This window comes from uncultured Mailhella sp. (genome assembly GCF_944324615.1).
Lineage (GTDB): Bacteria > Desulfobacterota > Desulfovibrionia > Desulfovibrionales > Desulfovibrionaceae > Mailhella.
Window position 1 is genome coordinate 1 of the sequence record NZ_CALUWY010000063.1, and the last position, 15,626, is coordinate 15,626.

Genomic DNA, 15,626 nt, shown 5'->3' on the forward strand with positions numbered 1-15,626 from the left:
AAAGGGGCTGCACCGGCTCGCCCTGCTCGTGCCCGGGTTCTCCGCCCTTTGCCATGCCCGACAGGCTTCCCCGTTATGCAGGGGTATCCCTCATGTTTCCGCCTGTTCCCCCCGCAGGGCATGGTTCTTCATGTTCTCCTTGCCCCTCCTCTTCCGCTGCACCTTGTGTACTCCCCGTGCATTGGCCCGTGGGGAACGCCCCTGCGCTCCTACGCCACGCCCCCTTTCTGCGCGCTCCTGCACGCCCTGCCCCGCCTCCTCTTCCTGTACTCCGGCCGCCCCGCCTGCGCTCCCCCTTTCTGTGCTCCCCACTCCGGCCACCGCCCCAAAGCAGGCGACTCTCCCCGCTCTGCCCTCCTGCCCCCGGCCTTCCTCAAGAGGCGGGCAAGGTACCCTGCCCCCATGGCAGGGTCCGGAAAGGGCCTGTTTCTCCATCGCCGGGCGGAAAGGGGCTGCACCGGCTCGCCCTGCTCGTGCCCGGGTTCTCCGCCCTTTGCCATGCCCGACAGGCTTCCCCGTTATACAGGGGTATCCCTCATGTTTCCGCCTGTTCCCCCCGCAGGGCATGGTTCTTCATGCTCTCCTTTCCCCTCCTCTTCCGCTGCACCTTGTGTACTCCCCGTGCATTGGCCCGTGGGGAACGCCCCTGCACTCCTACGCCACGCCCCCTTTCTGCGCGCTCCTGCACGCCCTGCCCCGCCTCCTCTTCCTGTACTCCGGCCCCCGCGCCTTGTCTTGCCCGCGCGCTCCTTCTCTCTCCCACGCTCTCCCCTGCGCCCCTTCCCTCTCCTGCGCCCCTTCTGTTCCCCCCGGCCCCCGGGCAAGCTCCTTCTCTCCCGCACGCCCCCGCGCTCCGGTTCCCTCCCGCGCCCCTCCCCCGCCTTGCCCTCCCCTCTCCCCCGCTTTGCCTGCTCCCCCTCCCGCCCTGCACTCCCCTCTGCCCCCATGACAGGCCCCCCTGCCCCGTGATAAGGATGAAGGGCCGCGCGCCCGCAACGGGCGGGAAAACCGGGCTTTTTCCGGAGGGCTGCCTGCGAAAAGGCGGGCCTTTTTCCGGGCACGGCTTTCCGGCGCGCCTTTTTCACCTGCAACGCCCTTTCCGGGGCAGGAATCATGAACATACTGCATACTTCCGACTGGCATCTCGGCCATCAGCTTTACGGCAGGCGGCGGCACGAGGAATTCGAGGCCTTTCTCGCCTGGCTTCAGACAACGGTGCGCGAACGGCGCGTGGAAACCCTGCTCCTTGCCGGGGACGTGTTCGACAGCGCCCTTCCCGGCACACGGGCGCAGGAAATGTATTACCGCTTTCTCGGCAACGTGCTCGACTCATCCAGCCCCTGCCGCCATGTGGTGGTGATTGCGGGCAATCACGATTCCCCGGCCTTTCTGGATGCTCCGCACACGCTGCTTTCGGTCATGGGCATCCATGTTGCGGGCCGCGCCCGGGAACCGGAGGAGGAAGTGCTTGCCCTTGCCGGGCCGGACGGAGAGCCTGAACTCATTGTCTGCGCCGTGCCTTTTCTGCGGGAAAGGGATCTTTTCCGCGCAAGGGAAGGCGAAGGCCGGGAGGCGCGCGACCGTCTCATGGCCGAGGGCATGCGGGAACATTACCGCCGCGCGGCCCTGCGGGCTGAGGAGCTTCGTGCCGGGCGCGACATTCCCGTGGTGGCCATGGGGCATCTTTTCGCCTCCGGGGGCACGGTGAGCGAGGGGGTGCGGGATCTGCGCATCGGCTCCCTGGGGCAGGTGGAGACGGGCATCTTCCCGGAATGTTTCCACTATGTGGCCCTCGGGCATCTGCATATTCCGCAGAAGGCGGGCGGGAACGAGCGCATACGCTATTCCGGTTCCCCCCTGCCCATGAGCTTCGGGGAGGCGGGCAGGCCCAAGGAAGTGTGCCTGCTGGAAACCGCGGGCGCCCATGTGAAGGTGGAGCGCGTACCCGTGCCCGTATTCCAGCGCCTGGAAAGCGTGGAGGGCGACCTTGACGCCATTGCGGCAAGACTCACGGAGCTTTCCGCGCAGTCTGCGCCCTGCTGGGTGGAAGTGACCCATACGGGAGCGCTGCCCGTGCCCGACCTGCGGGAGCAGGTGGAGGCGCATGTATCGGGCGGCGTGGAGGTACTGCGCATACGAAACGCGCGCCCCGTGCCCGAGGGCATGGACGCCGACCCCGCGCGGGAAACGCTGGAAGAGATGGGCGTGGAGGAGGTGTTCGAGCGCAGGCTGAGGGAGGCCTTCCCCGAAGCCGACCCTGCCGACCCGAAACTGGAAGAACTGCGCGAACTCTACAGAGAAGTGCTTGCCATGCCCGACGGGGAGGAAGATTCATGCGCATCCTGAGCATACACATCCGCAACCTGAATTCCCTCACCGGCGACTGGAGCATCCGTCTGGACGGCCCGGCCTACGAAGGCGGCATCTTTGCCATCACCGGGCCCACGGGCGCGGGCAAGAGCACCATACTCGACGCGGTATGTCTTGCGCTCTACGGCTCCACGCCGCGGCTGGAACGCATCACCAGGAGCGGCAACGAAATCATGTCGCGCCACACGGCGGACTGCGCGGCCGAAGTCTCCTTCCGCACGCCTGCGGGCACCTTCACCTGCTCCTGGAGCCAGTCGCGGGCGGGAAAGAAGGCCTCCGGCAACCTTCAGCAGCCGCGGCACCGGCTGTACGATGAAAAAGGCATGTGCCTTGCGGAAAAGACCACGGATGTGGCGGAACAGGTGCAGCGCATCACGGGCATGGATTTCGGGCGCTTCACGCAGTCCATGCTGCTTGCGCAGGGAAAATTCGCCTCCTTTCTGCTGGCGGACGGCGACAGGCGCGCCCCGCTGCTGGAACAGATCACGGGCACGGAAATCTACAGCGACATTTCCAAGCGGGTGCATCTTCGCAACAAGAACGAGGCGCAGAAGCTGGATGCGCTGGACGCGGAACTGGAAGGCAGGAACCTGCTGCCGGAAGAGGCGGAGCAGGAACTTGTGCTGCGCGCGGCCGCGCTGAAGGCGCGCGGGGAAGAGCTTGCCCTGAAGGAAGCGGCCCTGCAGAAGGAAAAGGAGCGCCACGAGCAGGCGGCGGCCCTGCTGCGTGAAGAAAAGGCCCTTGAGGCGGAAAAAGACGCGCTGCAGAAGGCGCAGCTTGCCTTTACGCCGGAAAAGGCGCGTCTGGAAGGCGCGCGCCGGGCCGGGAATCTCGCGGGGAGTCTTGAGGCCCTCGGCATACGGCGCGAGGAACAGGCCCGGGACGAAGGGGAACGCACATACCTTCTGCGCGAAATGCCGGAGCTTGAGGCCACCAGCGCCGGGGCGCAGAAAAACCTTGCCGCGGCGCGCAAGGCGCTTTCCGAACAGCGGGAGGCATGGGCGGGCCTGCGGGAAACCTGCGCCCGCGTGCGCGCCATGGATGAGGATCTGGCCGCCGGGGGGCGGGATATGGCCGCCCTGACCCTTGAGCTGGAAACCCGGCAGCGGGCTCTTGCCCTGCGGGAAAAGGAGCGGAGCGACCTTGACGCGCGGCGGAAGCATCTGGAGGAGGCCCTGCTCCGGCTGGAAGAGAGGAAAAAACGCGCCGCCGGAGACGAGGCGCTTCAGCAGGCCCTCGGCGCGCTCTGCGAACGGCTTTCCCACCTCAGGCAGAGGGAGGAGGAGCGCAGAAGCACCCTTGAGGCCCTTGCCGGGGTGCGGAAAAAGCAGGACACGGCGGCAAAGGCCCTGAAGGAAAAGGAAGCCGCCGCCCTTCTGCTGGAAAAGGAGGCCGCCCTCCGGGAAGAGGAGCAGCGCGCCGCCGCAGAAGCGCTGAAAACGCTCCTTGCCGGGCGGGACATGGGCTTTCACCGGGCGCGCAGGGAAGCGCTCTTCACCCGCCTTTCCCGCACGGACAAGGCGCTGGAAGACGCGCGCCGCAGTCTGGAACGCCGCCTGAAGGAAGAGGAACTGGCAGGCAGGGAGCACGAGCTTGCCCTCACCCTTGCCCGGGAAAGGCAGGAGCTGGAATCCGGCAGAGCCACCCTTGCGGCCCTGCGCGAGGCCCTTTTCCTGCGCGCCAGAATCAGAACCTACGAAGAGGAACGGCAGAAGCTCAGGGAAGGCGAACCCTGCCCCCTGTGCGGGAGCCTGCATCACCCCTTTGTCCATGCCCTGCCCCCGGAAGATGGGGAGGAAGGCGAAGCCGCCGCGCTGGAAAAGCATCTGGAAGCCCTTGCCGCCTCCCTTGCCGCCCATGAGCGCGACGCCGTACATGCCAAAAGCGCGCGCGAGGAGATACGGGCGGAACTTCGCACCCTGACGGCGCGCCTCGGCGAAGCGCTGCAGGCCGTGTTTCCCCTGAACGGGAGCTTCGGTACGCCGGAAGAGGAAGAGGCGCTGGAAAAAGCGGTGCAGAAGGCCCTTCTGCTCACGGAAAAGCCTTCCGACCTGCCGCCGCTGCTGGAAACGCTGCACAAGGGCACGGCAGAGGCCCTTGCCGCCGCCTCCCGCCTGCTGGAAGAGGCGGAAAAGCAGGAAAGCGCCATGCAGCGCGCCCGGGAAGCCGGGGAAGCGCTCCGGCATACCTGCGGGGAAGCCCGCGCCGCCTGTCTTGCGCTGGAAAAGGAGGCTCTCGGCCTTGCGGCGGAGGCGCGCGGGCTGGAAAACGGCCTTGCCCGCCTGGAAACGCTGTGCCGTGAGGGCCTTGGGGAACTGCAGAAGGACATGCGCCCCTTCGGCGTGGAAGGGGAAGATACCGACATGCTGGAACAGGGCCTGCGACGCCTTGAGGCGCGGCGCGACGCCTTCCTTGCCCTGCAGAAGGAGGAAAAGAGCCTGCGCAGCGCCGGAGACGAGCTTTCCCGGGCTGCGGCGGCCTGCGCGGAAAAGCTGGCCGGGGCCGCGGCCGCCTGTGAGGAGGGCAGAAACAGCCTTGCCCGGCGCCGGCAGGAGCGGCAGAACCTTGCCCTGGCCCGGAAGCAGCTTTTCGGCCTGCGCGACCCTGAGCAGGAGGAGAAAAAGGCCACGCTTCTTCTGCGCGCCGAAGAAGCTGAGGAAACGCGCCTTGAACGCGAGGCGGAACGCGCAAAAAGCGCCTGCGAACAGGCCGGAAGCGCCCTTGCCGTGCTGGCCGAACGCCTTGCCCGCCGCGCCGAAACGCTCCTTGTCATGGAAAGGGAACTGAACTCCGGCCTTGCGGCGGCGGGCTTTGCCGACGAAAAGGCCTGCCGCGCCGCCCTCATGGCGGAAAAGGATCTGCACGTTCTGGAAGAGAAGGAAAACGCCCTCAACCGGCGCGCCCTTGCGCTGGAAACGCGGGGCCGGGAACTTGCGCGCCGCAGAGACGGCCTTGTCTCCCCCGCCCTTTCCCCGGAGGACTGCGCCCGGAGCATGGAAGAAACCCGCCGCGAACGGGAGGAGACCCTGCGCAATCTGGGCGGCATAGGGGAAATTCTGCGCGCCAACGCCATCCGGAAAAAGGAGGAGGGAGAACTCAGGGAGCGCCGCAACGCCCAGGCCCTGCTCTGCGGCAAATGGAAGGCCCTTGATGATCTCATCGGTTCCGCCGACGGCAAGAAATTCCGCAACTATGCGCAGGAACTCACCTTCCGCGCCCTTCTCGGTCTGGCCAACCGCCAGCTTGCCCAGATGACCGACCGCTACGAGCTGACTTACAGCAGCACGGAGGCCCTCACCCTCAACGTCATCGACCGCTATCAGGCCGACGCCGTGCGTTCTTCGCGCAACCTTTCCGGCGGGGAAAGCTTCATCGTCAGTCTGGCCCTTGCCCTGGCGCTGGCCCAGATGGCCGGGCGCAACGTGCGCGTGGATTCCGTGTTTCTCGACGAAGGCTTCGGCACGCTGGACGAGGAGGCCCTGAACACCGCCCTCGACATGCTCTCGGCCCTGCACGAAAAGGGCAAGGTCATAGGCATCATATCCCATGTGCAGGCCGTGCGCGACCGGGTGCCCGTGCAGATTGCCGTGGAACCTGCGGGCAACGGCAGAAGCCGCCTTTCCGGCCCGGGCGTGAGCGGGGGCAACGGCTAGCAGAGGCGTCTCCGGTATACCGGAGACGCCTCACTTTCTCACGGCCTCTTGCAGCACGGCGCAATCAGGGCTATTCTCAGGAAGATTCACGCGAGCGGACTTTTCTCCTGCCCGCCCGGGCCTTTTCCGCGAAAACGCTCCGTAAAGGTGATGCCCATGGCCAACTGCGAAAAAGAATCTCCCAGACAGGCGCTGTTCACCCGGAACTTCTCCCTGCTCTGTCTCGCCAATCTGTGCACCTGCATGGCGGGCTACTCCATCATGCCCGTGCTGCCCCTCTACCTCATGGATGAACTGCACTGCCCCAAAACCATCATGGGCGCGGCCATGGCCGTGTTCCCCCTGGTGGCCCTGCTGTTCCGCCCCTTCTCCGGCCTTCTGGCAGACAGGTTCAACAGAAGGCATGTGCTCATTCTCTCCACCCTTGCCTGCGCCGCGCTCTTCCCCCTGTGCCTTGCGGCGGCGGGCGTGCTGCTGTTCATGTTCGTGCGCCTGCTGCACGGCATGGCCTTTTCCTCCATGACCACCTCGCAGGCCACCCTTGCCGTGGACTTCATGCCCGAAGGCAGAATCGGAACAGGCATAGGCATCTTCAGCAGCACCGTATCCCTCGGCATGATCTTCGGCCCCATGCTGGGCCTTTTCGTGGCCGATACCTTCTCCTACACCGCCGCCTTCATGGTGCCCTCGGCCTTCGCCCTCACGGGCGCGCTGTTCCAGTCCATGCTTCCCCACGGCAGGCAGACCGTCAGCGTGAAAAAAGCCATCACCCTCGACATGCTCTACATGAAAAGCGGCACCTTCGCCCTGCTTGCCCTGCTCATTGCGGCCTTCATGCAGGGCATGATCACCAACTACATTTCCGTGCTCGCGCGTGAACACGGCCTGGCCGACTACGCCAGCCTCTATTTCCTGTTCATGGGCCTGGGGCTCATGGTCAGCCGCCTCTTTTCCGGCTACATTTCCGACCACGGCTTCATGGTGCAGCTGATCTGCGTTGCGGAACTGGTGACCATGGGCGGCGTGCTGCTGCTTTCCTCCACCTCCTCCGCCCTTGTCTTCGTGCTCTGCGGCGCGCTGCTCGGCGTGTCCATGGGCGCGCTCACCCCGAGTTTTCAGACCATTCTCGTGCGCCTTGCCGACAAGTCCCGGCGCGGCGTGGCCAATTCCATGTATTTCATCGGCATGGACGGCGGCATTTTCCTCGCCCTTGTGAGCGGCGGCATCATTGCCGACATGATGGGCATGGCCGCCGCCTACCGCGTGGGCGCGCTGGGCCAGTTCCTCGCCATTGCCATTTTCCTGAAGCTCGTCGTGCCCCGTCTCCGTGAAAGAAAGGACACCGATCTTGTTTCCTGAACCCCGCCCCTTGAAATAAAAAAGCCCCGCGGCCTTGCGGGGAAGCAGGGGCGACCTGCGCTTCCCCGGAAAGCCCTTTTAAACGAAAAAAGCCCCGCGGGCCTTTTGCTGCTATTCTTCCCTCACGCCGTTGAGAAAGGGAATCAGCTCCATGGGCGCGTTGATGACATGCGCGGCCCCGGCCTTTCCGGCACATCCCTGAAGCCCCGGGGCACGGAAAGGCACGGCATTGCGGGCCGTCATCACACCTCTTCCGCAGCCCCGGGCGTGGTGCCGCAACCTTGCCGAAGCCCCCGGCTTTTTTTTGGGAGGGAACCTGCGCCCTCCGGGGCGGCCTGATCCCCCTCCCCACCGGCCCCTTTAAACGAAAAAAGCCCGCATGCCGCGGGCCTTTTGCTGGTATTATTCCCTCACGCCGTCCAGGAAGGGAATCAGCTCCATGGGCGCGTTGATGAAATGCGCGGCCCCGGCCTTTTCCAGCACATCCCTGTCGCGGAAGCCCCAGGTCACGGAAAGGCAGTCCACTCCCGCATTGCGGGCCGTCATCACATCCACTTCCGAATCCCCCACATAGAGCGTTGCGCTTTTTGTGGAGCCAAGCTCCTCCATGGCGCAGAAAAGGCTGTCGGGCGCAGGCTTGCGGCGCACGCCCTCCTTCTCGCCCATGGCCGCGCCGAACAGACCGCCGAAGCAGCGCGCGTTCAGCTCCTTCACCTGCGCGTCGGGCTTGTTGGACACAATGCCCAGCTTCAGGCCGCGTTCCCTGAGCGTCTCCACCAGTTCCATGATCTGCGGATAGGGCCGGGTATGGTCGCGGCAATGGGCCGCATAATGCGTGCGGAAATCGGCCATGGCCTCTTCAAACAGGGGGTTCTCCTCCCCGCCGGGCAGGGAAAGCACCATGAGCCTGCGCACCCCGTTGCCCACAAAGCTGCGCACCTCCTGAAGGCTGCGCCGTACCCCGGTGCGCCCTTCCAGAGCATGATTCACGCTCAGCATGAGATCTTCCAGCGTGTCCAGAAGGGTGCCGTCGAGGTCGAATATCACCGTATCATAGCTTTTCATGCGCCTGTATCCTTTTCCTCAAATGTTCGGGCCGCGCTCTGCCTCATCGCCCCGGCCGGAAGAAGCTTCCGCCCGCAGAAGCGGCCATGCTCAGACGGAACCACTCCGCCAAAAACGCCCCACGCCCCGGCCCCCTGCGGGTGCTTCCCCCTGCCGGAGCGTCCCCTGCGGGGAACGCCCGTTCTTGCAGAAACATCCCCGCCTCCCCGCCGCTCTGCCGGAGAAAACGCCCGGTTCGCCGCTCTGCCGGAGAAAACGCCCGGTTCGCCGCTCTGCCGGAAGACAGGTATGCCCCCGCATTCCGCCGGGAAATGCCTCTGCCGGGGCCATGCGCTTCCCCGGGCCGGGGGGAGCGTGCCCGGCACCGGGCGATGGAAAACGCAGCGCCCGCCCGGAGGCCCTTTTCCAAGGCCCCCGATACGACAAAGGGGGAGGCAAGCCTCCCCCCTTTTTTCAGGCGGTATGTCTCTGCGGGCTTTCCGCCTGCAGAGACGCCGTATTATCAGAACGCCTGGCCCATGGAGAACTCGAAGCGGCCGCTGCTGCGGCGGGTGCCGTCGGCATTTTCCGAAAGCGGATAGCCGTAGGCAAAGCGCAGATCGCCCATGGGGGAACGCCAGCGCACTTCGAGACCTGCGGAGCTGTAGATCTTGTCGAACACACTGGAGCACTGCGAGCTGTCGACGTTGAAGCCGATGTCGTAGAAGGGCACGAAGGCCAGGCCGATTTCGGGCTTGACCACCCAGATGTATTCGATGTTGGCATAGCCCATGCGGTCGGAACCGATGGTTTCACCGGTCTGCGGGTCACGCGGGGAGATGTCGTCGTAGGAGTAACCGCGGATGCTGTTGATACCGCCTATCCAGAAGCGTTCAAACACGGGCACGGTCTTGTCGTCGTCGGCCTTGTACACCGCGCCGGCCCTGCCGCGCACATGGAAGATGTTGGTATCGTTCAGGCCGTAGTAGAAGCCCGCTTCCACAACGGGCTTGAAGAAGCTGTCGTCACCGCCGGTCCAGGGGCCGCCGTACTGCATGCTGAGGGACACGCGCGTACCTTCGGTGGGGAAGGAGGCCTTGTTGGTGGTGTCGCGGGTCACGCCCATGGACACGGTGCTGGCCCAGTGCTTGCCCTTGTAGGCACGGATGATTCTGGAGGCGTTGTCCGACATGTGGTAGAGGTTGTAATTCTCGAACTTGTAGCCGAAGTTCACGTTGGTGTATTCACCGATGGGGTGGAACAGGCCGAGACGCACACCCACGGAACGCTTGTAGAAGTACGACCATTCCTCGTCGATGCCGTAGGGGCTGACGGAGAAGCCCCAGTAGGTGTCGAACACACGGGGGTTCACGAAGGAAGCTTCGAGGTACTGTTCCGAAGAGGAGGTGTAGCCCGAAAGGCCGAGGGTGTAGCCGCGGCCGAAGAGGTTGTTTTCCGTGACGGAGGCCATCACGCCGAACTTGTCGTAGGTGGAGTAACCGAAGCCCAGGCTCACCACGCCGGTTTCGGTTTCCTTCACGCCCATCTTGAGGTCCACTTCGCCGGGCACGCCGGTGGGCACCACGGTGGGGTTCACTTCGCTGAAGTAGCGCGTCTTTTCCAGGCGCTGGGCGGAACGGCGCATCTTGGCGCCGCTGAACTGCTGGCCGTCGGCAAGGCGCATTTCACGCAGAATGACGTTGTCGCGCGTGCGGTTGTTGCCTTCCACTTCCACGCGGCGGATGTACTGCCTCTCGCCGGGCTTCACGGTATAGACCACGTCCACCACGCCCGCGTCGGCGCGGGGCCGGGGATGCACGTTGATGTCGGCAAAGGCGTAGCCGTAATCGCTGTAGAAGTCCGTAAGGGCCTTCACGTCGTTCTGGAGCACTTCCACGTCAAAGTAATCCCCGGCGGCCTGATGCTCGTCCATGGAGATTTCCTGCATGATGCGATCCCGGGTGTCGATGAGGTCGCCCTGCAGGATCACCTCGCCCACCTTGTAGTGCACGCCTTCGCGCACGCGGAACACCACGCGGATGCCGTCTTCCTCATACTGCACCTCAGGCGCGGCCACCTGGCCGTCCACATAGCCGTTCTTCATGAAATAGCTGCGTATGGCCTGAGCGTCGCGTTCCAGCAGGTCGTCCTTCAGAACGCCCGTGCCCGTGAACCAGGAGAACATGCCCCGCTCCTTGAGGGAGAGGAAGTCCTTCACGTCGTCGGGAGAAATTTCCTTGAGGCCTTCAATGGCCACTTCCTTGATGTAGAGCTTGTTGCCTTCCTTGACGTGCAGCACCAGCACGGCGGCGGAACCGTCGCTTTTCGGCTGCACCTCATAGGTGACTTCGGCAAGGTAGAAGCCTTCCTTATGGTAGAGGTCCGTCACCTTCTGCAGATCGTCGGCAAGCACTTTCTCGTTGAGCACGGAATCGGTGTGCGTGGACATGGCTTCCGTGATGTCGCCTATCTTCACGGCTTCGGAACCTTCCACACGCACTTCGGAAATGCGCGGCTTTTCCTCCACGGTGAACACCAGCGTCTGCCCGGCGGGGCCGGGAACCACATCGGCGCTCACGTCGTTGAAATAGCCCAGATCCCAGATGCTGCGCACGTCGCTGTCCACGGTCTCCTCATTGAGAGGTTCGCCCGTACGGGAGGCAACGCGCACCAGCACTCTGTCCTTGTCGATGAACTTGAGGCCCTTCACGTCGATGGCCGCAATGCCGCCGCGCGAAGCCTTCGTGGCCGCGCGCACGGGGGAGGCCGTTTCCAGAGAGGCCACCACCTGACCCACAAGGCTGTTCACCACAGGCTGCAGCTCAAGCAGGTTCGCCCCTTCCATGTGGAAGGACCGGGCGTTCCCGCCCGAGGCCGCCACAAGCTGCATGTCGAGGCTGAAGCTTTCGCCGAGCTGGTTCAGGCTGCCGAACACGGCATAGCTGGCCTTGGCCGAGCGGGCGCGGGAACGGGCGGAGGCCGCATCCTGCTGCCTCGCCTTGCCGGCGGACGTGGGAATGGCCTTCACGCCGTAGTTTTCAAGCCCCTGACGCACCAGCGTGGGGATATCCCCGGCAAGCTGCTGCTGCGCTGCGGGCGCGTTCACGGCAAAGGGCAGTACCAGCACGCGGGTTTCGGCCGCCTGCGCCGGAGCCGCCCATGCAAGCAGGCACACGGCAAGGCATGCCAGACTAGAAAGAATGTTGCGCATAAAGCTCTCCCGATCTCAGTTCAAGGCTGCGGTCCATATTTTCCGCAAGTTCCCGGTTATGCGTCACTATGATGAGGGTCATGCCCGTGTCGCGGTTCAGCTTTCTGAGCACGTCCACCACGCGGGCGCCCGTTTTTTCGTCCAGGTTGCCGGTAGGCTCGTCCGCAAGCAGCACCTTGGGGCACAGAAGCGTGGCGCGGGCTATGGCCGCGCGCTGCCTCTCGCCGCCGGAAAGCGTGGTCACATGATGGTTCAGGCGCTCGCCGAGCCCCACTCTTTCCAGCGACTCGGCGGCAAGGGCAAGAGCCTTTGCCCGGGGCATACCCGAAATGATGGCCTGCATGGCCACGTTCTCCACCGTGGTGAATTCCGGCAGAAGATGATGAAACTGGAACACGAATCCCAGGGAGCGGTTGCGGAAAAGCGCCGCCTCCCGGGCGGAAAGGGCGGAAAGATCGCGCCCCTCGAAGAGCACGCGGCCGCCGGTGGCGCGGTCGAGCGTGCCCAGAATGTGCAGCAGCGTGGACTTGCCGCCGCCGGAAGAACCCACAATGGCAAGCGCCTCCCCGGCGTGCACCTCGAAGTTCACGTCGCGGAGAATGGTCAGCTCGCCTGCGGGGCTTTCCACCGTTTTCCGTGCATGCTCCACCACATACAGGGGAGCATGCGCGGAGGAAACATCCATGTCGTTACTCATAGCGAAGGGCCTCGGCAGGCACAAGGCGCGCGGCCTGCCTGGCGGGATAGATGGTGGCCACAAAACACATCAGCATGGACACCGCCCCGATGAGGAAGAGATCCAGAGGCTCGATGATGACCGGAAGCGTGTCCATCATGTACACGCCCGGAGGAAGCTCGATGAACTGATACTTCTTCAGAAGCAGCGCCAGTGCGATTCCTAGCACATAACCTATGGATGTGCCAACAGCCCCGATGATGGCCCCCTGAAGCATGAAAATGCGCCGCACGCCCGAAGCCGTGGCGCCCATGGACATCAATATGGCGATATCCTTGGTTTTTTCCATCACCAGCATGACAAGGGAAGTGATGATGGAAAAAGAACCCACCAGAATGACCATGAGAAGAACGATGAACATGCCGAACCTTTCCAGCTGCAGCGCGGCGAAGAGGTTGGCGTTCATGTCTATCCAGTTGCGGGCGTAGTAGGGAGGCCCGAGCCTTTCGGCCACGTTGTCGGCGATCTTTGCCGCGTCGTAGGGTTCCTTCACGAAGACTTCCAGCCCCGAGACATGCCCCCTGGGGAAGCCCATGAGCTCCTGCGCGGCGTCGAGGGAAACATAGGCCAGGCGGCTGTCGAAATCCGACATGCCCGAACGGAATATGCCCTCCACGCGGAAGGAACGCAGCCTGGGCACAAAGCCCGCGGTGGTTCTCTGCCCCGCCGGAGACATGAGGTTCACGCGGCTGCCCACCTGAAGATGGAAGCGGCGCGCAAGGTCCTGCCCCACGATCATGCCCGCAGGCCCGCTTTCCCGGGCAAGGTTCTCAAGGCTGCCGCTTTCCAGATGATGCAGCATGGGCATGGCCTCGCCCGCCTGGGAAGGATCAATGCCGCGCAGCACGAGGCCCGTGGCCCCCTGCGGGGTGGAGAGCAGCACTTCGGCATAGAGGAAGGGCGTGGCGGAAACCACGCCGGGCGTTTCCCGCACCACGGAAAGCGCGCCCTTATCATCCGCAAACATGCCCGGCCGCGTGGCCATGACCATGATGTGCGGACTTGCGCCGAGGATTTTTTCCCGCATCTCGGAGGTGACGCCGTTGTACACGCTCATGACAATGACGAGCGCCGCCACGCCTATGGCCACGCCCAGCACGGACATGAAGGAAATGATGGAAATGAACGTGCGCTTGCTCCTCGACGTGAGGTAACGCGACGCGATGAACAGCGGGTAGGACATGCTTTTCCCCTTGGCCGGGCGGCCGCACGGCCGCCCGTGAAAGAAAGGCTACGCTTCCGGCCGCAGCAGCGGGAAGAGAAGCACCTCGCGGATGGAAGGCTCGTCGGTAAGCAGCATGGTCAGACGGTCGATGCCGATGCCTTCGCCCGCGGTGGGGGGCATGGCGTATTCCAGCGCGCGCAGATAATCGTTGTCCAGCGGGCAGGCTTCGTCGTCGCCGGCGGCCTTGGCTTCCACCTGGGCCTCGAAACGCAGGCGCTGATCCACGGGGTCGTTGAGTTCGGAGAAGGCGTTGCCGTATTCGCAGCCGCAGATGAAGATTTCAAAGCGGTCGGTGATGTCGGGGTTTTCGTCGTTGCGGCGGGCAAGGGGCGAAATTTCCGCAGGATAGGCATAGATGAAGGTGGGCTGCACGAGCTTCTCTTCCACGTCAAGGTCGAACAGGCGCGACTGAAGCTTGCCGATGCCCTCGCTTTCCATGAACTTTTCCCCGCGCGAACGCAGGTAGGCGCGCACGGCCTCCATGTCGTTGTAGAATTCCGGCTTGTGGCCGCCCACTTCCTCCAGGGCCTGATGATAGCTCATGCGTCTCCAGCGCCCGGGGGTGAGGTCGATTTCCTGGCCCTGATAGGTGATCACCGTGCTTCTGCACACTTCAAGGGCGATATGGGCGAACAGCCCTTCCGTGAAGTCCATGAGATCTTCATAGGTGGCGTAGGACCAGTAGAATTCGCAGGAGGTGAATTCGGGGTTGTGGCGCGTGTCGATGCCTTCGTTGCGGAAGCAGCGGTTGATTTCAAACACCCGCTCCATGCCGCCCACGATGAGGCGCTTGAGGTAGAGCTCGGGCGCAATGCGCAGATAAAGGTCGATGTCGAGGGCGTTGTGATGCGTCACAAAGGGCTTGGCCGCCGCGCCGCCCGCCAGGGCGTGCAGCATGGGCGTTTCCACTTCCATGAAGCCGTGTTCCTCCATGAAGCGGCGGAAGGCCCGCACAATGAGCGAACGCTTGCGGAAAATCTCCCGGGCGCGGGGGTTCATCACCAGGTCCACATAGCGCTGACGGTAGCGCGATTCCACGTCGGTGAGGCCGCTGTGCTTGTCCGGCAGGGCGCGGAAGGACTTGCTCAGAAGGCGCACGCTTTCGCAGCGCAGGGTGAGTTCCCCGGTCCTGGTACGGAACAGCCTGCCCTTCACGCCCACGATGTCGCCCACGTCGAGCTTTTTAAAGGCGGCGAAGGCTTCGTCGCCCAGCAGGCTCTTTTCCGCATAGCACTGCAGGCGGCCGGTGCGGTCCATGAGGTGGAAGAAGATCACCTTGCCGAAGGAACGGGAAGACATCATGCGCCCGGCAAGCTCGAAGGTGGTATCCAGCGCTTCCAGTTCGTCCTCTCCCAGCGCCTCGTATTCCGCATGCACGGGCCCGGCTTCGTGCTTTCTTTTGAAGTCGTTGGGATACAGGGGAATGCCCGCATCCATGAGATCGCAGGCCTTGCCCACACAGTTCTTCACAACTTCATTGAGTTCGCCGTGTTCGGCGAAATTCTCCAGCATGGGCATGAAATAGGCCGCATGTTCCGACTTCGTGGCAAGCTTGATGGGCTTGCGGGCTTTCTTCTGTGCTTCCAAAAGATACTCCAGTTATTTAAAAGGCTGTGGCTCGGCCTTTTCTGAAACGCCGCCCGGAAATCCGCTCCGGCAGGGCACGACGAAAGACACGCTCTCGCGCGCCGTAAAAAGATTTGCGTAGGACAAATACGCCCACTCGTCAAGTCCGGCGTCCGGCCCGCGGGCGCGCCATGTTGCGGCAATCTGCCCCCCCCCTGCCTGCCCGCGCGGCCTTTAAGGATGGCGCGGCATCCCGCAGGGGGGAAAAGCGCGGGGCCGGGGGCGCGGGGCGGCCGCGGGCGGGCCATCGCCCCCTGCCGCGCCGCGCACAGGCGCTCTGAAGGGCACATGCCGGAAACGGCGCCACCCCGGCGGGACGCTCCTCCCTCAGGGGCGCATCCCGCGTGCACGGCAGGCCCGGAAAGGGCTTCGTTCCCGAAGATCAGACGGGGGCGCATCCCG

Annotated in this window: 9 protein-coding genes; 3 read left to right on the forward strand and 6 right to left on the reverse strand. The window is 64.2% G+C overall.

Annotation, left to right across the window (positions count from 1 at the left end; genetic code table 11):
- The first annotated feature begins 1,113 nt into the window (after nucleotides 1–1,113).
- The 3 genes from Q0K07_RS10900 (at nucleotide 1,114) to Q0K07_RS10910 (ending at nucleotide 7,382) form a co-directional block, all read left to right on the forward strand.
- Nucleotides 1,114–2,346, forward strand: a complete 1,233-nt coding sequence (locus tag Q0K07_RS10900; protein WP_294559187.1) for an exonuclease SbcCD subunit D C-terminal domain-containing protein — start codon at nucleotides 1,114–1,116, stop codon at nucleotides 2,344–2,346.
- The gene (locus Q0K07_RS10905) at nucleotides 2,334–6,023 is read left to right on the forward strand and encodes an AAA family ATPase (protein WP_294559189.1); all 3,690 of its coding nucleotides are present in this window, start codon (nucleotides 2,334–2,336) and stop codon (nucleotides 6,021–6,023) included. Before Q0K07_RS10900 ends, Q0K07_RS10905 begins: the two co-directional genes overlap by 13 nt.
- A 156-nt stretch (nucleotides 6,024–6,179) precedes the next feature.
- The gene (locus tag Q0K07_RS10910; RefSeq protein ID WP_294559191.1) at nucleotides 6,180–7,382 is read left to right on the forward strand and encodes an MFS transporter; all 1,203 of its coding nucleotides are present in this window, start codon (nucleotides 6,180–6,182) and stop codon (nucleotides 7,380–7,382) included.
- 111 nt (nucleotides 7,383–7,493) lie between these two features.
- On the opposite strand, the gene Q0K07_RS10915 is transcribed toward Q0K07_RS10910, so the two are convergent.
- The 6 genes from Q0K07_RS10915 to lysS form a co-directional block, all read right to left on the reverse strand.
- Nucleotides 7,494–7,625: a hypothetical protein gene (locus tag Q0K07_RS10915; RefSeq protein ID WP_294559193.1), complete on the reverse strand. Its 132-nt coding sequence runs from the start codon at nucleotides 7,623–7,625 to the stop codon at nucleotides 7,494–7,496.
- A 159-nt stretch (nucleotides 7,626–7,784) separates the two neighbouring features.
- Entirely contained in the window at nucleotides 7,785–8,447 is a 663-nt protein-coding gene (locus Q0K07_RS10920; RefSeq protein WP_294559195.1) for an HAD family hydrolase, read from the reverse strand.
- A 502-nt stretch (nucleotides 8,448–8,949) separates the two neighbouring features.
- Nucleotides 8,950–11,637, reverse strand: coding sequence for an outer membrane protein assembly factor BamA (gene bamA, locus Q0K07_RS10925; RefSeq protein ID WP_294559197.1), 2,688 nt, complete (start codon nucleotides 11,635–11,637; stop codon nucleotides 8,950–8,952).
- Entirely contained in the window at nucleotides 11,618–12,334 is a 717-nt protein-coding gene (locus Q0K07_RS10930) for an ABC transporter ATP-binding protein (protein WP_294559199.1), read from the reverse strand. The genes bamA and Q0K07_RS10930 overlap by 20 nt, the downstream gene beginning before the upstream one ends.
- On the reverse strand, nucleotides 12,327–13,556 hold the full coding sequence (locus tag Q0K07_RS10935; RefSeq protein WP_294559201.1) for a lipoprotein-releasing ABC transporter permease subunit: 1,230 nt from the start codon (nucleotides 13,554–13,556) through the stop codon (nucleotides 12,327–12,329). Before Q0K07_RS10935 ends, Q0K07_RS10930 begins: the two co-directional genes overlap by 8 nt.
- Nucleotides 13,557–13,604: 48 nt before the next feature.
- On the reverse strand, nucleotides 13,605–15,110 hold the full coding sequence (gene lysS / locus Q0K07_RS10940; RefSeq protein WP_294559203.1) for a lysine--tRNA ligase: 1,506 nt from the start codon (nucleotides 15,108–15,110) through the stop codon (nucleotides 13,605–13,607).
- Between the last annotated feature and the right edge of the window lie 516 nt (nucleotides 15,111–15,626).